Origin of the sequence: Streptomyces yangpuensis (assembly GCF_024666385.1) — a bacterium.
Classification (GTDB): domain Bacteria; phylum Actinomycetota; class Actinomycetes; order Streptomycetales; family Streptomycetaceae; genus Streptomyces; species Streptomyces yangpuensis.
The window spans coordinates 3,987,080-4,008,169 of record NZ_CP102514.1 but is presented as its reverse complement, the minus strand read 5'-3'; the positions used below and the strand labels follow the sequence as shown (position 1 = coordinate 4,008,169).

Below are 21,090 nucleotides of genomic sequence, written 5' to 3'. Positions count from 1 at the left end.
CCCGCCGCCCTTCCGGTCGTCACGGACTTCGGTGTTTCGCACGACTTCGATCGAGCCACGATCTCCGCCCCCTTCTCACTGCAAATCCCAGCACCGCGGACTTCGCGGCTGGAATCACCGTGCAGCGATCCGGGAAAAGAAGTGGATCTTGCCCAATAACTGTGGACAACCCCTCGATTGTGAATAACCCGGTCACTCTCACAGGTGAGTTCCGGAGCGCAGGGGAACGACTACGTAGCGTCACACGTCTGACGTGGTGAGGGCCTGTGCAAGGCGGGCCCCGCAGAAGAGGAGGGCCGAGGAGATGGCCGATCGAGGCCGGAGCCGGGGACGCGAACCGCGTCCGGACATGCGACGACCCCCGCCGGGGGGGAGAGCGGGGGTCGTCCCCACGGTCCGACTCGGGGGGGGAGGAGCCAGACCGGGTTAGCACGGTCGCGAACGATCCGTGACTTCCATGGTGTACCCGAGAGCCCTCTCAGGCAAACCCACGCGCCACACCTTACGCCGAATGGTGGGCGCATATGCTCGGGGCGTGGAAAATCAGCCCTTGCCGCACTCCTCGCCTCGCACCGCAGCCTTCTTCGATCTGGACAAGACGGTCATTGCGAAGTCGAGCACCTTGACGTTCAGCAAGTCCTTCTACCAAGGCGGCCTGATCAACCGGCGGGCCGTGTTGCGCACCGCCTACATCCAGTTCATCTTCCTGGCCGGCGGTGCCGACCACGATCAGATGGAGCGGATGCGGGAGTACCTGTCCGCCCTGTGCAAGGGGTGGAACGTGCAGCAGGTGCGGGAGATCGTCGCGGAGACCCTGCACGACCTCATCGACCCGATCATCTACGACGAGGCCGCTTCCCTGATCGAGGCCCACCACACGGCGGGCCGTGACGTGGTGATCGTGTCCACCTCCGGAGCGGAAGTCGTCGAGCCGATCGGAGAGATGCTCGGCGCGGACCGGGTCGTCGCCACGCGCATGGTCGTGGGCGAGGACGGCTGCTTCACCGGCGAAATCGACTACTACGCCTACGGCCCCACCAAGGCGGAGGCCGTACGGGAGCTCGCCGAGTCCGAGGGCTACGACCTCTCCCGGTGCTACGCCTACAGCGACTCGGCGACCGACATCCCGATGCTGGAGGCGGTCGGGCACCCGCACGCCGTCAACCCGGACCGCGCGCTGCGCCGCGAGGCGACGGCCCGCGAGTGGCCGGTCCTGGTCTTCAACCGGCCGGTCCGGCTGAAGCAGCGGCTCCCAGGACTGTCGATGCCCGCACGCCCGGCGCTCATCGCCGCGGCCGCGGTGGGCGCGGCAGCCGCCACCGCCGGGCTGGTCTGGTACGCGAGCCGGCGCCGGGCCCATGCCCTCTCCGCCGTCACCTCCGCCTGATTCCCCATCGCCCCACCTGCACCGATTCGGGCTGTCCGGTTCACACTCGTTCGTCCCGAAAAGTAAAAAGTGGAGCCAGGGGTTTCGCACAGCAGCGAAGCGGAGTACAAATAAAGCAACGGCCCGCGAGACCAAAGAACATCCGAGAGGATCATCTTTAAAACGCAGTAAGGCCCACGGACCGATGCATGAACGCCGAGCACCCACGCGACGTCGACCCGTCGATTACGGGCCAGCCGCACCAGGTGACGGGCAAAGTACCCGACCTGATGGGCAACTTTCGAGGACGCTTGGTACCTGGGCGTGAATGCCAGCGGCGACACCAGAGCAGTACGGTGTCGCCGCAACCCATGTCCGGGCCCGAAACCGGCGAAGGGCTCAGGCCGCGCCGCGCTGCAGGGCCTCGCAGACCGCCGTCGACTCGCGCACGCCGAGCTCGATCGCCCGGCCGCAGTGGCCGATCCACGCGGCCAGGCCCTCCGGGGTTCCGGAGAGGTAGCCCTCGAAGGCCGCCAGATAGGCCTCCGTGCCCTGTTCCGCGTGACCGACCTCGGCCGGGCAGATCGCCTTGGGGTCCAGCCCGCTGTTGATCAGGACGATGCGCTCGGCCGCCCGCGCGACCAGGCCGTTGTACGAGGCGAACGGCCGCAGGGCCAGGAGCTCGCCGTGCACCACCGCCGCCGTGACCAGGGCCGGGGCCGAACCGCCCGCGATGATGATCCGGGACAGGCCGTCCAGCCGGCCGGCGACCTCGTCGGCCCCCGGCAGCGGTGCCTCCACCAGGGGCTCGGCCACCGGCTCGCCCGCGAGGCGCGGACGGCCCACCACGTCCCCCTCGGCCGTCGACCCGACCGCCACCAGGTGCAGGCGCGCCAGGACCCGCAGCGGCGACTGGCGCCAGATGCTCAGCAGCTGCCCGGCCTCCGCGGTGAGCCGCAGCGCGGCGCCCACGGTCAGCGCTTCCGGCTCCGCACCGAAGTCGGTGCGCCGCCGCACCTCCTCCAGCGCCCAGTCCGCGCCGGACAGCGCCGCGCTGCCGCGGGCGCCGCGCAGGGCGGCCTCCGAGGTGATCTCACCGCTGCGGCGGCGCATCACCCGGTGCCCGTAGACCCGGTCCACGGCCTTGCGTACGGAATCCACGGAATCGGCGACACCCGGCAGCCCGGCCAGGGCGGCCAACGGGTCAGAAGCGCTACTCATAAGTAGGGAGCCTACGCACTGCGCGGGCCTGGCACCGACCCCTCCTTGGAGTGGTCTTCTTCACTCACCTTGACAACTCAGCGCTACTTACCCACTACCCTTGGTGAACATGAAGATCGCTTTCGTGGGAAAGGGCGGCAGCGGCAAAACGACGCTGTCCTCCCTCTTCATCCGCCACCTCGCCGCCAATGAAGCCCCCGTCGTCGCGGTGGACGCCGACATCAACCAGCACCTGGGCGCCGCGCTCGGACTCGCCGAGGACGAGGCCGCCGCCCTGCCGGCCCTGGGCGCGCACCTGCCCCTGATCAAGGACTATCTGCGGGGCTCCAACCCGCGCATCGCCTCCGCCGACGCGATGATCAAGACCACTCCGCCGGGCCGCGGCTCGCGGCTGCTGCGCGTCACCGGGGACAACCCGGTGTACGAGGCCTGCGCGCGCACGGTGCTGCTCGACGGGGAGCCCGTACGCCTCATGGCCACCGGGCCGTTCACCGAGGCCGACCTGGGAGTGGCCTGCTACCACTCCAAGGTCGGAGCGGTCGAGCTGTGCCTGAACCACCTCGTCGACGGACCGGACGAGTACGTGGTCGTCGACATGACGGCGGGCTCCGACTCCTTCGCCTCGGGCATGTTCACCCGCTTCGACGTGACCTTCCTGGTCGCCGAACCGACCCGCAAGGGCGTGTCCGTCTACCGGCAGTACAAGGAGTACGCGCGGGACTTCGGGGTGGCGCTCAAGGTCGTCGGCAACAAGGTGCAGGGCCCCGAGGACATCGAGTTCCTCCAGGACGAGGTCGGCGAGGACCTGCTGGTCACCGTCGGGCATTCCGACTGGGTGCGGGCGATGGAGAAGGGCCGCCCGGCATCGTTCGAACTGCTGGAGGCGACCAACCGGTTCGCCCTCCAGGCGCTCCAGGACGCCGCCGACGACTCGTACGCGCACCGCGACTGGGTCCGGTACACCGAGCAGATGGTGAGCTTCCACCTCAAGAACGCGGAGAGCTGGGGCAACGCCAAGACCGGGGCCGACCTGGCGGAGCAGGTCGACCCCGGGTTCGTCCTGCGCGAGGGCCTGGAGGCTCCCGACGCGTTCGACGGCGGCGCGGGCGCCGAGGACGTCGTCAGCCCTCGTCCTCAGTCCCTTCGGCCGGCTCCGCAGCCGGCTTGATGCCGGCGGGGGCGGCCGGTGCCGCCGGCGGCCCCGCGGTCAGGAACTTCGTCCAGCCCTCCTTCGGCGCCTCGCCGACGTCGAGGGTGCGCATCCACTCCAGGACCTTCGGGTCCTGGGCGTCCAGCCAGTCCACCAGCTCGCGGAACGGCACGCAGCGGACCTCCTTCTGCGTGCACATGCCCTTGATCGACTCCTCGACGGCACGCATGTAGGTGCCACCGTTCCAGGACTCGAAGTGGTTTCCGATGATCAGCGGCGCGCGGTTGCCCTGGTAGACGCGGTCGAAGGCCTGCCGCAGGCCGTCGCGCATCTGGTCGCCCCAGTAGGTGTGCTGCGAGGGGTCGCCCTGCGAGGTCGTCCCGGACTGGTTGACCATGTAGTTGTAGTCCATGCTCAACGTGTCGAAGGCGCGGCCCGGCATCGGCACGAGCTGGAGCGGGATGTCCCAGAGGCCGTCCGTCTTCTTGGGCCAGATCTGCTTGCTGATCCCGCTGGAGTCGTAGCGGAAGCCCATGCCCTTCGCCGCCAGCATGAAGTTCTTCTGTCCTTCGAGGCAGGGGGTGCGGGCGCCGATGAGCTCCTTGTCGTAGTCGAAGGGGAGCGCCTCCTCCTGCTTCAGGCCCGCGTTCGTCTTCCAGTTCTTGACGAAGGACTTGGCCTGGTCGATCTCGCTCTTCCACTCCTCCACGGACCAGGTGCCCACGCCGCCGTCGGGCCCGCAGAAGTGCCCGTTGAAGTGGGTGCCGATCTCGTTGCCCTCAAGCCAGGCCGCACGGACCTGGGTGGCGGTGTCCTTGATGCCCTGGAGGTCGCCGAAGCCGATGTCGGAGCGGCCGGGCGAGTGCTGCGGAGCGGTGTAGAGGAAACGCTTCTCCTCCGGGAGCATGTACACGCCGCTGAGGAAGTACGTCATGCGGGCGTTGTACTTCTTGCCGACCTCGCGGAAGTGCGAGAAGAGCTTCTGGCTGTCCTCACCGGCCCCGTCCCACGAGAACACCACGAACTGCGGGGGCTTCTCCCCCGGCTTCAGCTTCTGCGGCTTCTGCACGTTCGGCTGCGGCCCGGTGTACGCCGTCGAACCGTCACCGATGGGGCGGTTGACGCTGCCGGGGGCGTCCGGGGCCTTGCGCGCGTTCGGGCCTCCGGCCGCCGGGGACTTCGCGGGTTCCGAGGTGGTGCACCCCGCGACGCCCAGGACCAGCGCCGTGGCGACCAGGCCGCCGGCGATCTTCTTCGTGGCGGCGATCATCCGCCCCACCTCTCCCTCGCAGTTCCATCGCAGGACTTCCGCGCCGCAACGTCCCATGCGGTCCACCGCGAGGAAGGTATGACAAGCCGGACAAAATGCTTAATCACCCCTGGGTGCTAATTCATAAGCCATTTGCCCGAATTATCCACCACCCATCTTTACTCTCCATTACCATCCGTTTACTGAGTGTTGAGACTCCCGCCGCTTCACCCCTCATCCCAGAGGAGACGGGACCCGATGACAGCCACCTTCCCCACACGCACACCCCAAGGGGTCCGCAAAGACCTCCCCGCGGACCTCTCCGCCTCCATCACCGTCTTCCTGATCGCCATGCCGCTCTCCCTCGGCATCGCCCTGGCCACCGGAGCACCGCTCCAGGCGGGCCTGGTCGCGGCCGCGGTGGGCGGGATCGTCGCCGGACGCCTGGGCGGCGCACCCCTCCAGGTGAGCGGGCCCGCGGCCGGACTCACCGTGGTCACCGCGGAGTTGATCCAGCGGTACGGATGGCGCACCACGTGCGCCATCACCGTGCTCGCCGGCGTCTGCCAGCTCGGCCTCGCCGCCCTGCGCACCGCCCGGTCCGCGCTCATGGTCAGTCCGGCCATCGTGCACGGCATGCTCGCGGGCATCGGCGTGACCATCGCGCTGGCCCAGCTGCACATCGTGCTCGGCGGCACCCCGCAGAGCTCGGCCGTGGCCAACGTCCTGGGACTGCCGGCCCAGTTGGCCGATCTGCACCCGGTGGCGCTCGGCATCAGCGTGCTGACGCTGGTCGTCCTGCTCGGCTGGCCGCGGCTGCCCGGGCGGGTGGGCCGGGGCCTGCGCAAGGTGCCGGCCCCGCTCGCCGCCGTCGCCACGGCCACGGCCTTCGCCGCACTGGCCGGGCTCAGCCTTCCCCGGGTGGACCTGCCGTCCTGGCGCAGCCATGCCCTCCCCGAGATGCCCGAAGGGCCGGTCCTCGGTCTCATCGCCGCCGTACTGACCATCACCCTGGTCGGAAGCGTGGAGTCGCTGCTCTCCGCGGTCGCGACCGACAAGCTGATCGCCTCCGAGCGCGGGACGGACAACCGCCCGCCGCGCGCCGACCTCGACCGGGAGCTGCGCGGACAGGGCGCGGCGAACATCGTCTCCGGGGCCCTGGGCGGGCTGCCCATCACGGGCGTGGCCGTGCGCAGCGTGGCGAACGTCAAGTCCGGTGCGGCCAGCCGGAAGTCGTCCATGATGCACGGCCTGTGGGTGCTGCTCGCGGCCTTCCTGCTGGTCCCGCTCCTCGACCTGATCCCGCTGGCCACGCTGGCCGCCCTGGTGATGGCGGTGGGCGTGCAGATGGTCAGCATCACTCACCTGCGCAGCGTCACCCGGCACCGGGAGGCCCTCGTCTACGGGACGACCATCGTGGCCGTGGTGCTCGGCGGGGTGCTGGAGGGCGTGGCCGTGGGCATCGCGGTGGCCGTCGCCCTCGCCCTGCACCGGCTCGCCCGGACGCGCATCACTCTGGAGCGGCTGGACAGCGGCGTCCACCGGGTCCGCGCCCGCGGGCAGTTGACCTTCCTCGCGGTGCCGCGGCTGAGCCGGGTGCTCAACCAGATCCCGCACGGCGCGCACGCCGTGGTCGAGCTCGACGGCTCCTTCATGGACCACGCGGCCTACGAGACGATCCAGGACTGGCAGCAGTCCCACCTGGCACACGGCGGGGCCCTGGAGGTCACCGGCCGCTCGGGGCAGGCGGCCCGGATCACCGGGGCCGATCCGGCCGCGGCCGGAGAGGCCGGTTCCCCCGACGGAGCGGACGAGACCGAGGCCGCAGGCGGGGCCCACGGGTCCGGTCGCGGCCACGACGGCCGCCACGCCGAGGGCGGCCACCAGAGCGAGCGGTCCCGGCGCGACCGGCAGCGCGGGACGCATCAGTGCTGCCGCCCCTGGACCCCCTGGCAGAACCACTGCGACCACCGCGCCACGGCCACCCGTACGGCCACGGCCGCGACCATGGCGGCAGCGGCGGCCACGGACCCGGAGGACGGCGGCGCGCAGGACCCCTCACCAGCGCCCCGGCGGCGCGGCGCGGGCCAACTGGCCAACGGGATCAGCGCCTTCCAGCGGGACACCGCACCCCATGTGCGGGACGAGCTGGCGCGGCTGGCCCGCGAGGGGCAGCGGCCCTCCCAGCTCTTCATCACCTGCGCGGACTCCCGGCTGGTGACCAGCATGATCACGGCGAGCGGTCCCGGAGACCTGTTCACCGTCCGCAACGTCGGGAATCTGGTGCCGCTGCCCGGCGCGGAGTCGACGGACGACTCCGTCGCCGCGGCCATCGAGTACGCGGTGGACGTGCTGAAGGTGGACAGCATCACGGTCTGCGGGCACTCGGGCTGCGGGGCCATGCAGGCCCTCCTCAGCTCCGCGCCCGGGGTCGCGGTCACCCCGCTGCGCCGCTGGCTGCGGCACGGACTGCCCAGTCTGGAGCGGATGGCGAGCCGCCACCACGCGTGGGCCCGGATCGCGGGCAGGCTGCCCGCGGACGCCGTGGAGCAGCTGTGCCTGACCAATGTGGTCCAGCAGCTGGAGCACCTGCGGGCCCACGAGTCGGTGGCCCGGCGGCTCGCCGAGGGCACCCTGGAGCTGCACGGGATGTACTTCCACGTGGGCGAGGCCCAGGCGTACCTGCTGTCCGAGGGCGAGGACTTCTTCGACTGCAGGGTCTTCGACACGGTCGGCCAGCACGCCTGAACCGATACCCTCCGGTATCCGTGCCATCGATTGGCCCCTTCCCGCACCCTGCAGCGGGGAGGGGCCGTTCGCACGCCGTTCTCGTGCGGGCCGTCTGCGTGATATAGGTCTAAACCAATTTCAGGCTACCCCTTGTCACCTGGGCCGCAGACTGATGAGCTATGTCCGGGGACACAACGGACACCCTGGGAAAGGGAGATGTCGTGAGCAATGAGAGCCTGGCCAATCTGCTCAAGGAGGAGCGGCGGTTCGCACCGCCTGCCGATCTGGCCGCCGCCGCCAATGTGAAAGAGGCTGCGTATGCACAGGCCGACGCGGACCGGCTGGGCTTCTGGGCCGAGCAGGCCCGGCGGCTGACCTGGGCCACCGAGCCGACCGAGACGCTCGACTGGACGAACCCGCCCTTCGCGAAGTGGTTCGCCGACGGCAAGCTGAACGTCGCGTACAACTGCGTGGACCGCCACGTCGAGGCCGGCAACGGCGACCGCATCGCCATCCACTTCGAGGGCGAGCCCGGCGACAGCCGCGCGATCACCTACGCCGAGCTCAAGGACGAGGTCTCCAGGGCCGCCAACGCCCTCACCGAGCTGGGCGTCGAGGCCGGCGACCGCGTCGCCGTCTACCTCCCGATGATCCCCGAGGCGGTCGTCGCGATGCTCGCGTGCGCCCGTATCGGCGCCGCGCACTCCGTGGTCTTCGGCGGCTTCTCCGCCGACGCCGTCGCCTCCCGCATCCAGGACGCCGACGCCAAGCTGGTCATCACCGCCGACGGCGGCTACCGCCGCGGCAAGCCCAGCGCCCTGAAGCCCGCCATCGACGAGGCCGTCGCCAAGTGCCCCCAGGTCGAGCACGTACTCGTCGTACGCCGCACCGGCCAGGACACCGCCTTCACCGAGGGCCGCGACGTCTGGTGGCACGACGTGGTCGCCCGCCAGTCCGCGGAGCACACCCCGCAGGCCTTCGACGCCGAGCACCCGCTCTTCATCCTCTACACCTCGGGGACCACGGGTAAGCCGAAGGGCATCCTGCACACCTCCGGCGGCTACCTCACGCAGGCGGCCTACACCCACCACGCGGTCTTCGACCTGAAGCCGGAGAGCGACGTCTACTGGTGCACGGCCGACATCGGCTGGGTGACCGGGCACTCCTACATCGTCTACGGGCCGCTCGCGAACGGCGCCACGCAGGTCATGTACGAGGGCACGCCGGACACCCCGCACCAGGGCCGCTTCTGGGAGATCGTGCAGAAGTACGGCGTCACGATCCTCTACACGGCGCCCACGGCCATCCGCACGTTCATGAAGTGGGGCGACGACATCCCCGCGAAGTTCGACCTGTCGAGCCTGCGCGTCCTGGGCTCCGTCGGCGAGCCGATCAACCCCGAGGCCTGGGTCTGGTACCGCAAGCACATCGGCGGCGACCGCTGCCCGATCGTGGACACCTGGTGGCAGACCGAGACCGGCGCGATGATGATCTCCCCGCTGCCCGGCGTCACGCACACCAAGCCCGGCTCCGCCCAGCGCGCCTTGCCCGGTATCTCCGCCACCGTCGTGGACGACGAGGCGCGCGAGGTCCCGGACGGCGGAGGCGGCTACCTGGTCCTCACCGAGCCGTGGCCGTCGATGCTGCGCACCATCTGGGGCGACGACCAGCGCTTCATCGACACCTACTGGTCGCGCTTCGAGGGCAAGTACTTCGCGGGCGACGGCGCGAAGAAGGACGACGACGGCGACATCTGGCTGCTGGGCCGGGTGGACGACGTGATGCTGGTCTCCGGCCACAACATCTCGACCACCGAGGTCGAGTCGGCGCTCGTCTCGCACCCGTCGGTCGCCGAGGCCGCCGTCGTCGGCGCCGCCGACGAGACCACCGGCCAGGCCATCGTGGCCTTCGTCATCCTGCGCGGCAGCGCGTCCGAGACCGAGAACCTGGTCGCGGACCTGCGCAACCACGTGGGCAGCACGCTCGGCCCGATCGCCAAGCCCAAGCGGATCCTGCCGGTGCAGGAACTGCCGAAGACCCGCTCGGGCAAGATCATGCGCCGTCTGCTGCGCGACGTGGCGGAGAACCGCGCGGTCGGCGACGTCACCACGCTCGCCGACTCCTCGGTCATGGACCTCATCCAGAGCAAGCTCCCGGCCGCCGCCGGCAGCGAGGACTGACCCGGCGACACCTGCAACACCTGCGGCTCCGGCGTCACCGGCGTCACCGGCGACGGACACGGGAAGGGGCACTCGGCGCGGCGCGCCGGATGCCCCTTTCGCGCCTAAAGTGATGATCGCCGGATGCGCCCTCGCGTACACCCTGTAAAATCATGAAAGCGTAAAGAAAGACCACAGGGTGCGCCGGGAAGTCTGGTCGGCAACGAGTTCCGCCATGCCGTCCAACAGCCCCCGGAGGTGCCCCCCGTGGCCGCGCCCACCCCCACCGACCACAAGAGCCGCAAGCTGCTCGGCCGCCTCTCGCTGCCCGAGAGCCGCTACATCGCCGATGCCCTGCGCGCCGAGACGATGGGCGGCGTCCTGCTCCTCGTGGCCGCGATCACCGCCCTGCTGTGGGCCAACATCCCCGCCGTCTCGGACAGCTACGCGAGCGTACGGTCCTTCCACATCGGCCCCGCCGCCCTCGGCCTGGACCTCTCCCTCCAGCACTGGGCGGCCGACGGGCTCCTCGCCATCTTCTTCTTCGTCGCCGGCATCGAGCTCAAGCGCGAACTCGTCGCGGGCGACCTGCGCGACCCCAGGGCCGCCGCACTCCCGGTGATCGCCGCCCTCTGCGGCATGGCCGTGCCCGCACTCGTCTACGCACTGGTCAACGTCACCGGCAACGGCTCCCTGGACGGCTGGGCGGTCCCGACGGCCACCGACATCGCCTTCGCGCTCGCCGTGCTCGCCGTCATCGGCACCTCCCTCCCCTCGGCCCTGCGCGCCTTCCTGCTGACCCTCGCCGTCGTCGACGACCTCTTCGCCATCCTGATCATCGCGGTGTTCTTCACCAGCGAGATCGACTTCCTGGCGCTCGGCGGGGCGCTGGCGGGGCTGGCCCTCTTCTGGTTCCTGCTCCGCCGCGGCGTCCGGGGCTGGTACGTCTACGTCCCGCTCGCCCTGGTCGTCTGGGGCCTGATGTACAACAGCGGCGTGCACGCCACCATCGCCGGCGTCGCCATGGGCCTGATGCTCCGCTGCACCCGCAGGGAGGGCGAGCCGACCTCCCCCGGCGAGCACATCGAGCACCTGGTCCGACCCGTTTCGGCCGGTCTCGCCGTACCGCTCTTCGCGCTCCTCTCCGCCGGGGTCTCGCTCTCCGACGAAGCCATCGCGCAGGTCTTCACCCGTCCCGAGACCCTCGGCGTGGTCCTCGGACTCGTCGTCGGCAAGACCGTTGGCATCTTCGGCGGAACCTGGCTGGCCGCCCGCTTCACCAGGGCCGAGCTGAACGAGGACCTCGCCTGGCCGGACGTGCTCGCCGTCGCCACGCTCGCCGGAATCGGCTTCACCGTCTCCCTCCTCATCGGCGAACTCGCCTTCGCGGGTGACGCGACCCTCACCGACGAGATCAAGGCCGCCGTGCTGATCGGCTCCCTCATCGCCGCCGTGATCGCCTGCGTTCTGCTCAAGCTCCGCAACCGCCGCTACCGGATGCTCACCGAGGCCGAGGAGCGTGACGAGGACCAGGACGGCATCCCCGACATCTACGAGCAGGACAAGCCCGAGTACCACCTGCGGATGGCGAAGATCTACGAGGACCGGGCGGCGGAACACCGCCGCAAGGCGGAGAAGGCGTCCGCCGCCGCGGTCCAAAGCGCAGCCGGGTCCACCACCGAGGCCGACCGTCCGGCATGATCTGAGTGACGACGCAGGGACAGACGCACGACAGCCGCCAGGCGGCGGCCGACGACAGAAGGAGAGAGCGATGAGCGCAGTGGACCAAGGGGCGCAGGGAGCCGAGCGCACACTCGGCCAGCTGGTCGCCTCGGCCACCGCCGAGATGTCCGCCCTGGTTCACGACGAGATCGCCCTGGCCAAGGCGGAACTGCGCGAGGACGCCAAGCGCGTGGGCAGCGGCAGCGTCTCCCTCGTCGCCGCGGGCGTCTTCGCCGTCTTCTCCCTCCCGGTGCTGACCTTCGCCGCGGCGTACGGGATTCACAACCTGGGGCTCGGCCTCGCCTGGTCCTTCCTGATCGTCGGCGGCGCGTTCCTGCTGATCGCGGGCGTGCTCGCACTGATCGCCGTACGGAAGTTCAAGAAGATCAAGCCGCCGGAGAAGTCCATCGCCTCGGTCAAGCAGACCGCCGCGGTGGTCGGGACCGTCAAGCCGCACCCGCGGCCGGTGAGTGACAAGGCTGTGGGTGTGGCACGCTCGTCCTCATGACAGCGCCCACGCCGGACCCCAGCATTCCGCCCACGGCCGCCACAGCCGTACGGCTCGGCCTCCCCGGCGGGGAAGCGGTGACGCACCGGGACGTGGCCGCCAACGGTGCCCGGTTCCACGTCGCCGAGCTCGGTGACGGGCCGCTGGTGCTGCTGCTGCACGGCTTCCCGCAGTTCTGGTGGACCTGGCGGCACCAGCTGACCGCGCTCGCCGACGCCGGGTACCGCGCGGTCGCGATGGACCTGCGCGGGGTCGGCGGCAGCGACCGCACCCCGCGCGGCTACGACCCCGCCAACCTGGCGCTCGACATCACCGGGGTCGTACGGTCCCTCGGCGAGCCGGACGCCGCGCTGGTCGGGCACGACCTGGGCGGGTACCTCGCCTGGACGGCGGCCGTGATGCGGCCCAAACTGGTGCGCCGGCTCGTCGTGTCGTCCATGCCCCATCCCCGCCGCTGGCGCTCGGCGATGCTGTCGGACTTCGGTCAGACCCGGGCGAGTTCACACATCTGGGGCTTCCAGCGGCCGTTCGTGCCCGAGCGGCAGCTCGTCGCCGACGGCGGGGCCCTCGTGGGGGACCTGATCCGCGACTGGTCGGGGCCGCGGCCTCCGCAGGAGGAGGACCTCGCGGTGTACCGGCGGGCCATGTGCATCCCGTCCACCGCGCACTGCTCGATCGAGCCGTACCGCTGGATGATGCGGTCGATGGCCCGGCCCGACGGGCTGCAGTTCAACCGGCGGATGAAGCGGCCCGTCCGGGTGCCCACGCTGCACCTGCACGGTTCGCTCGACCCGGTGATGCGCACGCGCAGCGCCGCCGGATCCGGCGAGTACGTCGAAGCCCCGTACCGGTGGCGGCTGTTCGACGGGCTCGGGCACTTCCCGCACGAGGAGGACCCCGTCGCCTTCTCGACCGAGCTGGTGAACTGGCTGAAGGACCCCGAGCCGGACCGCTGACCGCCCGCCGTACGTACGGCAGTTCAGCGGTCGGATTGTCCTACGGGCATTCAATTGCCCGGCGCATAGGCCAATTGGCCGCCCCGTACGGGGTTACGGACCTTGGGGCCCGGGCACAGAGCCGAGTATGAGCTGGACGCACGACTACGGTGACACCGCGCACGAACGCCGCTCGGCAGCCACGCCGGGCACGCACGAGAGGGCCGGCCGGCACGGCCACGACCCACGCCTCGGAATTCCCCGCATCCTGCGCCGCCGGGCCCGCTGGGTCTCCGCACGCCTGCGGCATCCACGGACGTAGGGACCCGGCGGGGGCGCCGCGTCAGAGGGCGCAGCCCTGGCTCTCGACGCGGCGCTCGGCGGTCCGGCCCTTCTCGATGTCGTCGCGGATCTCGTCCACGGTGAGCGCGTAGCCGGTGTTCGGGTCGTCGAGGGACTTCGCGAACACGACCCCGTAGACCTTGCCGTCGGGCGTCAGCAGCGGGCCGCCGGAGTTGCCCTGGCGGACCGTCGCGAACAGCGAGTAGACGTCCCGTCGGACGGTGCCGCGGTGGTAGATGTCCGGTCCGTTGGCATTGATCCGGCCGCGGACCCGGGCCGCGCGGACGTCGTACGCGCCGTTCTCCGGGAAGCCGGCGACGATCGCGTCGTTGCCGCTCGTCGCGTCCTTGTCGGTGAACTCCAGCGGCGGCGCCTTCAGCTTGGGCACGTCCAGGACGGCGATGTCGCGCTCCCAGTCGTAGAGCACGACCTTGCCGTCGTACAGCTTGCCCTCGCCGCCGATCTGCACGGTCGGCTCACCGACCCCGCCGACGACGTGCGCGTTGGTCATGACCTTCCCTGGCGCGAAGACGAAGCCCGTGCCCTCCAGCACCTTGCTGCAGCTGGGCGCCGTACCCACGACCTTCACGATCGAGCGCTTGGCCAGGTCCGCGACGGGACTGGTGGCGAGCGCCGGGTCGGGCGCCTTCACCTCGGTGATGGGCTCGTTGGAGAACGGGCTGAACACCTGTGGGAAGCCGTTGCGCGCGAGGGTGGAGCTGAAGTCCGAGAACCAGCTGTTCGCCTGGTCGGGCAGCACCCGCGAAACCCCCAGGAGCACCTTGGAGTTGCGGACCTCCTTGCCCAGGGTGGGCAGCGAGGTACCGGCGAGGGCCGAGCCGATCAGCCAGGCCACCAGCAGCATCGCGACCACGTTGACCAGGGCGCCGCCGGTGGCGTCGAGCACGCGCGCGGGCGTACCGGTGATCTGGCGGCGTAGCTTGCCGCCGAGATGGGTGGTCAGCGCCTGGCCGACCGAGGCACAGATGATGATCGCGACGACGGCGATGACCACGACCGTGGTGGACACCTGGGTGCCGTTGTCGGTCACCCGGTCCCAGATCAGCGGGAGCAGGGCGACGGCGACCAGGCCACCGCCCAGGAAGCCGATCACCGACAGGATGCCGACGACGAACCCCTGGCGGTAGCCGACGATCGCGAACCACACGGCGGCGAGCAACAACAGGATGTCCAGCACGTTCACGTGGGCCACCGTCTCATGCGTGCCAGTCGAGCGGGACCTGACGTGATCGGTCCCACGGGCGTTCCCAGCCGGCGAAGTGCAGGATCCGGTCGATCACCCCGGCGGTGAAACCCCACACGAGGGCCGACTCGACGGTGAAACCGGGGCCCAGATGGCCCCGCGGGTGGACCGTCGTGACCCGGTGCCCGGGATCCGTGAGGTCGGCCACGGGGACCGTGAACACCCGGGCCGTCTCGGCCGGGTCCACGACGCCCACCGGACTCGGGGTGTGCCACCAGCCCAGGACCGGGGTCACGACGAACTCGCTGACCGGGATGTAGAGCCGGGGCAGCACCCCGAAGAGCTGGACACCGGAAGGATCGAGGCCGGTCTCCTCCTCGGCCTCGCGCAGTGCCGCCGACAGCGGGCCGATGGTGTGCGGATCCCCGTCCTCCGGGTCCAGCGCGCCGCCCGGGAAGGACGGCTGGCCCGCATGCGAGCGCAGCGTGCCGGCGCGCTCCATCAGGAGCAGCTCCGGCCCGCGGGGGCCCTCGCCGAACAGGATGAGGACGGCCGACTGCCGCCCCCGGCCGTCCTCGGGCGGCAGGAACCGGCTCAGCTGCCGCGGTTCCACGGTCCGGGCGGCCCTGACGACGGGATCGAGCCAGTCGGGCAGCCCCGCGGTGGTGACGGCCGGGCCGCCCCCCTCGCGCACTCCCGCAGTGACCCCGGCCTCGTCCCGTGTACCGCGCGTCATAGGCGCTCCTGTCCGCGTTCCTCTGTCAACAGCGTCTCCCACACCGCAAACGCGGTCCGGGTACCGATTCGTTCCTACGACTCCTACGCCTCCGGCGCGTCGACCTCGCCGAGCGGCGGCGCCGGCAGGCCCGGGTAGTCCGGGGGCGGGCTCAGCCGCTGGCCCGGCCGTCCGCCCTTCTCGTACTTGAGCAGCTTCTTCGCCTTCTCCGGGTCCGTCTCGCCCTCCCCGTACGCCGGGCACAGCGGGGCGATCGGGCAGGCCCCGCAGGCGGGCCTGCGGGCGTGGCAGATGCGGCGGCCGTGGAAGACGACCCGGTGCGAGAGCATCGTCCACTCGCTCTTGGGGAAGATCGCGCAGATCTCCGCCTCGACCTTCTCCGGGTCCTCCTGCTCGGTCCACTTCCAGCGGCGCACCAGGCGTCCGAAGTGGGTGTCCACGGTGATCCCGGGGACACCGAACGCATTGCCGAGGACCACGTTGGCGGTCTTGCGGCCGACGCCCGGCAGCTTCACCAGGTCCTCCAGCCGGCCCGGCACCTCCCCGCCGTGGTCGTCCCGCAGGGCCTGCGACAGGCCCAGCAGGGACTTGGCCTTCATCCGGAAGAACCCGGTCGGGCGGATGAGCTCTTCCAGCTCCTCGGGGACGGCCGCGGCCATGTCCTCGGGGGTCGGATAGGCCGCGAAGAGGGCCGGGGTCGTCTGGTTCACCCGCAGGTCGGTGGTCTGCGCGGACAGCACCGTCGCGACGAGCAGTTCGAAGGGATTGCGGAAGTCGAGCTCCGGATGGGCGTACGGGTAGGTCTCGGCCAGCTCACGGTTGATGCGACGCGCCCGGCGCACCATGGCCAGGCGGGATTCCGGCTTCGCCGCCTTCGGTTTCTTGGCCGAAACTTTGCCCTGAGGGGCGGTCACGGCCTTCGGGGGCACCTTCGAGGGACCTTGTTCGCCCACAGCTGAATTTTGGGCGTCCGTCACTCCTGCGGACCCCTTGGCCTGTGCTCTCACCGGCTTATTGGACACCCGGCCAGCCTAAGGCCGGGCGCCGACACCCGTCCGGACCTCAGGTAACACCACCCCGATTGGGCTCTCGCCGCACAGCACGCCCGTCCGTCCGGCATCCTTGTGATTGATCGCACTGTTTGAGCCGTCCGGCAAAATGGGGAGCACGGTCCCCTGAGCTGGTCGACATAGGAGAGAGACTCGTGGACGACGTTCTGCGGCGCGCCCCGCTCTTCGCGGCGCTCGATGACGAGCAGGCCGCGGAGCTCCGCGCCTCCATGGGCGAGGTGACCCTCGCACGCGGCGACGCCCTGTTCCACGAGGGCGACCCCGGCGACCGGCTGTATGTCGTGACCGAGGGCAAGGTGAAGCTGCACCGCACCTCCCCTGACGGCCGCGAGAACATGCTGGCCGTCCTCGGCCCCGGCGAGCTGATCGGTGAGCTGTCGCTCTTCGACCCGGGCCCGCGCACCGCCACCGCCACCGCGCTGACCGAGGTCAAGCTGCTCGGCCTCGGCCACGGCGACCTCCAGCCCTGGCTCAACGCCCGGCCCGAGGTCGCGACCGCGCTGCTGCGCGCCGTCGCACGGCGCCTGCGCAAGACCAACGACCAGATGTCCGACCTGGTCTTCTCCGACGTTCCCGGCCGCGTGGCCCGGGCGCTCCTCGACCTGTCGCGCCGCTTCGGCGTGCAGTCGGAGGAGGGCATCCACGTGGTGCACGACCTCACCCAGGAAGAGCTCGCACAGCTCGTCGGCGCCTCGCGCGAGACCGTGAACAAGGCCCTGGCCGACTTCGCGGGCCGCGGCTGGCTCCGTCTGGAGGCCCGCGCGGTGATCCTGCTGGACGTGGAGCGCCTCGCGAAGCGCTCCCGCTGACGGCACCGCCGGTCGCGTTCAGAAGGGTCCTGTCCGGCCGGGCAGGGCCCTTCTGCGTGCCCGGCGGAGCCCTCCGCCCGGCGGAGCCCTCCGCTCGCAGGGCGGCCTCCCCTGCCCCCGCGCCTCGAACGCCCGGGCAGCCGCTCCGTGCACAGTGGAAACATGGAGCACCGAGGTCTGGACGCGTACGGCTACTTCGAGCGGGAGGGCTCGCTCGGACAGGTGCAGGGCGAGTTCCGGGCGGTCGTGGCCGCCGCGCGCGAGCGGACGGGCGAGGCGTACGGGCGCCGGCTGCACAGCGCGTACCTGTACGGGTCCGTGCCGCGCGGGACGGCCCTGCCCGGGCGCTCGGGCCTCGACCTGTTGCTCGTCCTGCACCACCCGCCCTCGCCCGACGACCGCGACACCGCCGAGGTCCTCGCGCGCAGCATCGACGCGGACTTCGAGCAGATCGACGGCGTCGTTGTGCGGCTGCACGACAAGGACACCGTGCTGAGCGAGGAGGAACGATTCGACCTCGGCTGGTTCCTCGCCTGCCGGTGCACCCCGCTGCTCGGCGCGGACCTGGCCGAGCACCTGCCGCGCTACCGGCCGGACAGCCTGCTCGCCCGCGAGACCAACGGCGACCTCGCCGCGCTGCTGCCCACGTGGCGGACGAGCCTGCGGGAGGCGTCGACCCCGGCGGAGCACCGGCGGCTGAGCCGCCTCCTCGCACGCCACCTCGTGCGCACGGGATTCACCCTGGTCATGCCCCGGTGGGGCGGCTGGACCAGCGATCTGACGGAGTCCGCGGAAATCTTCGGCATCTACTACCCCGAGCGCGCCGCCCAGATGCGGGCCGCGGCGGCGGTGGCCCTGGATCCGGTCGAGGACCCGGCCGTACCGCGCGGCTACGTCGAGGACCTGGGGCCGTGGCTCGCGGACGAGTACACGGCACGCCACGGCACGAAGACGCGCCGCCGCCCGCCGGGCCCGGGAGCTACTTCCTCCGCTCGGTGACGGCGAGGGCCTCGACGGCCAGCTTGGCCTCCGCCAGGCCCGCGCCGGTGATGCGGCGGTAGGCCTTGATCGCCGAGATCTGCCGGTCGTCCCGGATCAGGGCGCGCACCTCGTCCAGACCCGCCGGCTCCGGCTCCTCGATGCCCAGGTGGTCCAGCAGCAGCGCCAGGCGGCGCTCCGTCCGGTCCGCCTGCACCTGGAGGCTCTTCACGCGCAGCGACACCGTGGAGGTGATCCATCCGGCGGTGCCTATGAGCACGACGAGCAGGAACATGGTGTTCATTCGGGTCCTCCGGGGATCAGTCCGTGATCTTGAAGGTACTCGAGCTGCGCCTCGACGGACCACTGAGCCGCCGGCCACAGGGAGCGGTCCACGTCCGCGTACACCTGGGCCACGACCGCCTCGGGGGTGGTGAAGCCGTTCTCGACGGCCGTCTCGACCTGCGCCAGCCGGTGCGCCCGGTGGGCCAGGTAGTACTCGACGGCGCCCTGTGCGTCGTCCAGGACCGGCCCGTGTCCCGGCAGGACGGTGTGCACCCCGTCGTCCACGGTGAGCGAGCGCAGGCGGCGCAGGGAGTCCAGATAGTCGCCGAGGCGGCCGTCGGGATGCGCGACCACCGTGGTGCCGCGGCCGAGAATGGTGTCGCCGGTCAGCACCGCCCGGTCGGCGGGCAGGTGGAAGCAGAGCGAGTCGCTGGTGTGGCCCGGCGTCGGAACCACCCGCAGCTCCAGCCCGCCGGTCCGTATCACGTCCCCGGCGGCCAGCCCCTCGTCGCCCAGGCGCAGGGCCGGGTCCAGCGCGCGGACCTTGGTACCGGTGAGCTCTGCGAAGCGGCCCGCGCCCTCCGCGTGGTCGGGGTGGCCATGGGTGAGCAGGGTGAGGGCGACCCGCTTGCCCGCCCGCTCGGCGGTGGCGACGACCGCCCGCAGGTGGGCCTCGTCCAGCGGGCCGGGATCGATGACGACGGCGAGGTCCGAGCCGGGCTCGGACACCAGCCAGGTGTTGGTGCCGTCCAGGGTCATCGCGGAGGCGTTGGGGGCCAGTACGTTCACCGCGCGGGCGGTGGCCGGCCCCGAGGTGACGAGCCCGCGGGGCTGTCCGGGCAGTGCGGCGGCGTCGCTCATGCGGGACCTCCGGGGTCTGCGGGGTCTGCGGGGTCGGCGGGGTCTGCGGGGTCGGCGGGGCGCCCGAGGCGGACGCGCTTGGTGAACTCGTCGTGGCCCGGCCAGCTGAGCACCACCTCGCCGCCCTCCAGCGCGGCCTGCGCCAGCACCGGGGCGAGCTCCTGGGCCCCGGCAGCGGCGAGCGCGTCCGCGGCGCTCCCGTACGCCTCCAGGGACCGCAGGGTGGAGATGGTCGGCGGCATCATCAGCAGCTCGCCCTTGTCGTACCCGTCGGCCGCGTCGGCCGGGCGGATCCAGACGGTCCGGTCGGCCTCGGTGGAGGCGTTGCGGGTGCGCTGGCCCTCGGGCAGGGCGGCCACGAAGAACCAGGTGTCGTAGCGGCGCGGCTCGAACTCGGGCGTGATCCAGCGCGCCCACGCACCGAGCAGGTCCGAGCGCAGCCACAGGCCGCGGCGTTCGAGGAAGTCCGCGAAGGACAGCTCCCGCGCCACGAGGGCCTGCCGGTCCGCCTCCCAGTCGTCGCCGGTGGTGTCCCCGACGACCGTGTCCGCGGTCGGGCCGGCGAGCAGCACGCCCGCCTCCTCGAAGGTCTCCCGTACGGCGCCGCACACGATGGCCTGCGCGGTACGGGCGTCGGTCCCGAGCCGGGCCGCCCAGTCCGCCTGGGAGGGCCCCGCCCAGCCGACGTGGTGCTCCTCGTCGCGGGGGTCGACCCCGCCGCCCGGATAGGCGTACGCGCCGCCCGCGAAGGCCATGGAGGCCCGCCTGCGCAGCATGTGGACGACCGGCCCGTCCGGGGTGTCGCGCAGGAGCATCACGGTGGCGGCGAGCCGCGGCCGAACCGGGGTGAGCGAGCCGTCCGCGAGCGCGCGGATGCGGTCGGGCCATTCGGGCGGGTACCACTGGCCCCCCGCGGGGGGCTGCTGCTGACCATTCGGCATGGCCGGATGCTACGGCCATCCGGGCCGATGTTCGAGGGTCGTCCTTCCGACGGCCGCCGCGCGGCGCCCCGAAGGCGGCGCCCGCCGGCCCCGCCCCGGCGCGCGGCCGGGAGCGGGCATGGCGCGGGGGCGCGGGCACCGTGAAACGGCGCCCGCGCCCCCGTCCGTACGGCCTCTCGCGGGGTCAGGCTCCGGGAACCAGCTCGACCTGGATCTCGACCTCGACGGGCGCGTCGAGCGGCAGGACCGCCACACCGACGGCACTGCGGGCGTGGACGCCCTTCTCGCCGAGGACGGCGCCCAGGAGCTCGCTCGCGCCGTTCAGCACGCCCGGCTGCCCGGTGAAGTCGGGGGCCGAGGCGACGAAGCCGACGACCTTCACGACACGCGCGATCCTGTCGAGGTCACCGACGACCGACTTGACGGCGGCCAGGGCGTTCAGCGCGCAGGTGGCGGCCAGTTCCCTGGCCTGCTCCGGCGACACCTCGGCGCCGACCTTGCCGGTGACCGGCATGCTGCCCTTGACCATCGGGAGCTGGCCCGCGGTGTAGACACAGGCGCCCGACCGCACGGCCGGCTGGTAGGTGGCCAGCGGCGGAACGACCTCGGGCAGGGTCAGGCCGAGCTCGGCCAGCTTCGCGTCGACGACGCCACTCATGCCTTCTCCCGCTTGAGGTAGGCCACGAGCTGCTCGGGGTTGTTCGGGCCGGGTACGACCTGGACGAGCTCCCAGCCGTCCTCGCCCCAGGTGTCCAGGATCTGCTTGGTGGCGTGGACCAGCAGGGGGACCGTCGCGTATTCGAACTTCTTGGTCATGGGAGCGA

General features: G+C 71.4%; 19 protein-coding genes. 9 read left to right on the top strand and 10 right to left on the bottom strand.

Annotated features, from left to right (window positions below; genetic code table 11):
- Positions 1–511 precede the first annotated feature (511 nt).
- The gene (locus NRK68_RS18365; protein ID WP_183066586.1) at positions 512–1,387 is read left to right on the top strand and encodes an HAD family hydrolase; all 876 of its coding nucleotides are present in this window, start codon (positions 512–514) and stop codon (positions 1,385–1,387) included.
- 378 nt (positions 1,388–1,765) lie between these two features.
- Here the strand turns inward: NRK68_RS18365 and NRK68_RS18360 are convergent, their stop codons facing one another.
- Positions 1,766–2,587: a Fic family protein gene (locus NRK68_RS18360; protein WP_183066585.1), complete on the bottom strand. Its 822-nt coding sequence runs from the start codon at positions 2,585–2,587 to the stop codon at positions 1,766–1,768.
- A 109-nt stretch (positions 2,588–2,696) separates the two neighbouring features.
- Here NRK68_RS18360 and NRK68_RS18355 point away from each other — a divergent pair, with 109 nt between their 5' ends.
- Positions 2,697–3,755: an ATP-binding protein gene (locus NRK68_RS18355; protein WP_220818887.1), complete on the top strand. Its 1,059-nt coding sequence runs from the start codon at positions 2,697–2,699 to the stop codon at positions 3,753–3,755.
- On the opposite strand, the gene NRK68_RS18350 is transcribed toward NRK68_RS18355, so the two are convergent.
- Positions 3,709–5,007: a polysaccharide deacetylase family protein gene (locus NRK68_RS18350; protein ID WP_183066584.1), complete on the bottom strand. Its 1,299-nt coding sequence runs from the start codon at positions 5,005–5,007 to the stop codon at positions 3,709–3,711. The genes NRK68_RS18355 and NRK68_RS18350 overlap by 47 nt on opposite strands.
- Before the next feature lie 237 nt (positions 5,008–5,244).
- Between NRK68_RS18350 and NRK68_RS18345 the strand changes: the two genes are divergently transcribed.
- The 5 genes from NRK68_RS18345 to NRK68_RS18325 all read left to right on the top strand — a co-directional run bounded on the left by NRK68_RS18345 (position 5,245) and on the right by NRK68_RS18325 (position 13,061).
- A complete protein-coding gene (locus NRK68_RS18345) occupies positions 5,245–7,734 on the top strand; it encodes a bifunctional SulP family inorganic anion transporter/carbonic anhydrase (protein WP_257856241.1) in 2,490 nt (829 codons plus the stop codon).
- 161 nt (positions 7,735–7,895) lie between these two features.
- Complete coding sequence (acs, locus tag NRK68_RS18340; RefSeq protein ID WP_257856240.1) at positions 7,896–9,896, top strand: acetate--CoA ligase; 2,001 nt, start codon at positions 7,896–7,898, stop codon at positions 9,894–9,896.
- A 246-nt stretch (positions 9,897–10,142) separates the two neighbouring features.
- A complete protein-coding gene (nhaA, locus tag NRK68_RS18335; protein ID WP_257856239.1) occupies positions 10,143–11,576 on the top strand; it encodes a Na+/H+ antiporter NhaA in 1,434 nt (477 codons plus the stop codon).
- Positions 11,577–11,646: 70 nt separating this feature from the next.
- Entirely contained in the window at positions 11,647–12,105 is a 459-nt protein-coding gene (locus NRK68_RS18330) for a phage holin family protein (protein ID WP_183066580.1), read from the top strand.
- A complete protein-coding gene (locus NRK68_RS18325; RefSeq protein ID WP_183066579.1) occupies positions 12,102–13,061 on the top strand; it encodes an alpha/beta fold hydrolase in 960 nt (319 codons plus the stop codon). Before NRK68_RS18330 ends, NRK68_RS18325 begins: the two co-directional genes overlap by 4 nt.
- A 322-nt stretch (positions 13,062–13,383) precedes the next feature.
- Here NRK68_RS18325 and NRK68_RS18320 read toward each other — a convergent pair whose 3' ends face one another.
- From NRK68_RS18320 to nth, 3 genes are all read right to left on the bottom strand, one after another.
- The gene (locus NRK68_RS18320; protein WP_183066578.1) at positions 13,384–14,586 is read right to left on the bottom strand and encodes a MarP family serine protease; all 1,203 of its coding nucleotides are present in this window, start codon (positions 14,584–14,586) and stop codon (positions 13,384–13,386) included.
- Between the two features lie 13 nt (positions 14,587–14,599).
- On the bottom strand, positions 14,600–15,322 hold the full coding sequence (locus NRK68_RS18315) for an NUDIX hydrolase (RefSeq protein WP_183066577.1): 723 nt from the start codon (positions 15,320–15,322) through the stop codon (positions 14,600–14,602).
- 83 nt (positions 15,323–15,405) lie between these two features.
- A complete protein-coding gene (gene nth / locus NRK68_RS18310) occupies positions 15,406–16,236 on the bottom strand; it encodes an endonuclease III (RefSeq protein WP_257856236.1) in 831 nt (276 codons plus the stop codon).
- Positions 16,237–16,526: 290 nt separating this feature from the next.
- On the opposite strand from nth, the gene NRK68_RS18305 reads away from it, so the two are divergent.
- Together NRK68_RS18305 and NRK68_RS18300 are read left to right on the top strand one after the other, a co-directional pair.
- Positions 16,527–17,201: a Crp/Fnr family transcriptional regulator gene (locus tag NRK68_RS18305; RefSeq protein ID WP_003981529.1), complete on the top strand. Its 675-nt coding sequence runs from the start codon at positions 16,527–16,529 to the stop codon at positions 17,199–17,201.
- A gap of 162 nt (positions 17,202–17,363) precedes the next feature.
- Positions 17,364–18,200: a nucleotidyltransferase domain-containing protein gene (locus NRK68_RS18300; protein ID WP_257856233.1), complete on the top strand. Its 837-nt coding sequence runs from the start codon at positions 17,364–17,366 to the stop codon at positions 18,198–18,200.
- On the opposite strand, the gene NRK68_RS18295 is transcribed toward NRK68_RS18300, so the two are convergent.
- The 5 genes from NRK68_RS18295 to sp36 form a co-directional block, all read right to left on the bottom strand.
- A complete protein-coding gene (locus NRK68_RS18295; RefSeq protein ID WP_183066574.1) occupies positions 18,181–18,483 on the bottom strand; it encodes a hypothetical protein in 303 nt (100 codons plus the stop codon). The genes NRK68_RS18300 and NRK68_RS18295 overlap by 20 nt on opposite strands.
- Positions 18,480–19,325, bottom strand: a complete 846-nt coding sequence (locus NRK68_RS18290) for an MBL fold metallo-hydrolase (RefSeq protein WP_183066573.1) — start codon at positions 19,323–19,325, stop codon at positions 18,480–18,482. Before NRK68_RS18290 ends, NRK68_RS18295 begins: the two co-directional genes overlap by 4 nt.
- Entirely contained in the window at positions 19,322–20,266 is a 945-nt protein-coding gene (locus tag NRK68_RS18285; protein ID WP_183066572.1) for an NUDIX hydrolase, read from the bottom strand. The genes NRK68_RS18290 and NRK68_RS18285 overlap by 4 nt, the downstream gene beginning before the upstream one ends.
- A gap of 184 nt (positions 20,267–20,450) precedes the next feature.
- Complete coding sequence (locus tag NRK68_RS18280) at positions 20,451–20,924, bottom strand: RidA family protein (protein ID WP_257856232.1); 474 nt, start codon at positions 20,922–20,924, stop codon at positions 20,451–20,453.
- A complete protein-coding gene (gene sp36, locus NRK68_RS18275) occupies positions 20,921–21,082 on the bottom strand; it encodes a Sp36 family protein (protein ID WP_007264966.1) in 162 nt (53 codons plus the stop codon). Before sp36 ends, NRK68_RS18280 begins: the two co-directional genes overlap by 4 nt.
- Positions 21,083–21,090 lie beyond the last annotated feature (8 nt).

Coding starts and splice junctions, on each gene's coding strand:
- NRK68_RS18365 (WP_183066586.1), top strand. CDS start 512: ATGGTGGGCGCATATGCTCGGGGCGTGGAAAATCAGCCCTTGCCGCAC.
- NRK68_RS18360 (WP_183066585.1), bottom strand. CDS start 2,587: ATGAGTAGCGCTTCTGACCCGTTGGCCGCCCTGGCCGGGCTGCCGGGT.
- NRK68_RS18355 (WP_220818887.1), top strand. CDS start 2,697: ATGAAGATCGCTTTCGTGGGAAAGGGCGGCAGCGGCAAAACGACGCTG.
- NRK68_RS18350 (WP_183066584.1), bottom strand. CDS start 5,007: ATGATCGCCGCCACGAAGAAGATCGCCGGCGGCCTGGTCGCCACGGCG.
- NRK68_RS18345 (WP_257856241.1), top strand. CDS start 5,245: ATGACAGCCACCTTCCCCACACGCACACCCCAAGGGGTCCGCAAAGAC.
- acs (WP_257856240.1), top strand. CDS start 7,896: ATGTCCGGGGACACAACGGACACCCTGGGAAAGGGAGATGTCGTGAGC.
- NRK68_RS18330 (WP_183066580.1), top strand. CDS start 11,647: ATGAGCGCAGTGGACCAAGGGGCGCAGGGAGCCGAGCGCACACTCGGC.
- NRK68_RS18325 (WP_183066579.1), top strand. CDS start 12,102: ATGACAGCGCCCACGCCGGACCCCAGCATTCCGCCCACGGCCGCCACA.
- NRK68_RS18315 (WP_183066577.1), bottom strand. CDS start 15,322: ATGACGCGCGGTACACGGGACGAGGCCGGGGTCACTGCGGGAGTGCGC.
- NRK68_RS18300 (WP_257856233.1), top strand. CDS start 17,364: ATGGAGCACCGAGGTCTGGACGCGTACGGCTACTTCGAGCGGGAGGGC.
- NRK68_RS18295 (WP_183066574.1), bottom strand. CDS start 18,483: ATGAACACCATGTTCCTGCTCGTCGTGCTCATAGGCACCGCCGGATGG.
- NRK68_RS18290 (WP_183066573.1), bottom strand. CDS start 19,325: ATGAGCGACGCCGCCGCACTGCCCGGACAGCCCCGCGGGCTCGTCACC.
- NRK68_RS18285 (WP_183066572.1), bottom strand. CDS start 20,266: ATGCCGAATGGTCAGCAGCAGCCCCCCGCGGGGGGCCAGTGGTACCCG.
- NRK68_RS18280 (WP_257856232.1), bottom strand. CDS start 20,924: ATGAGTGGCGTCGTCGACGCGAAGCTGGCCGAGCTCGGCCTGACCCTG.
- sp36 (WP_007264966.1), bottom strand. CDS start 21,082: ATGACCAAGAAGTTCGAATACGCGACGGTCCCCCTGCTGGTCCACGCC.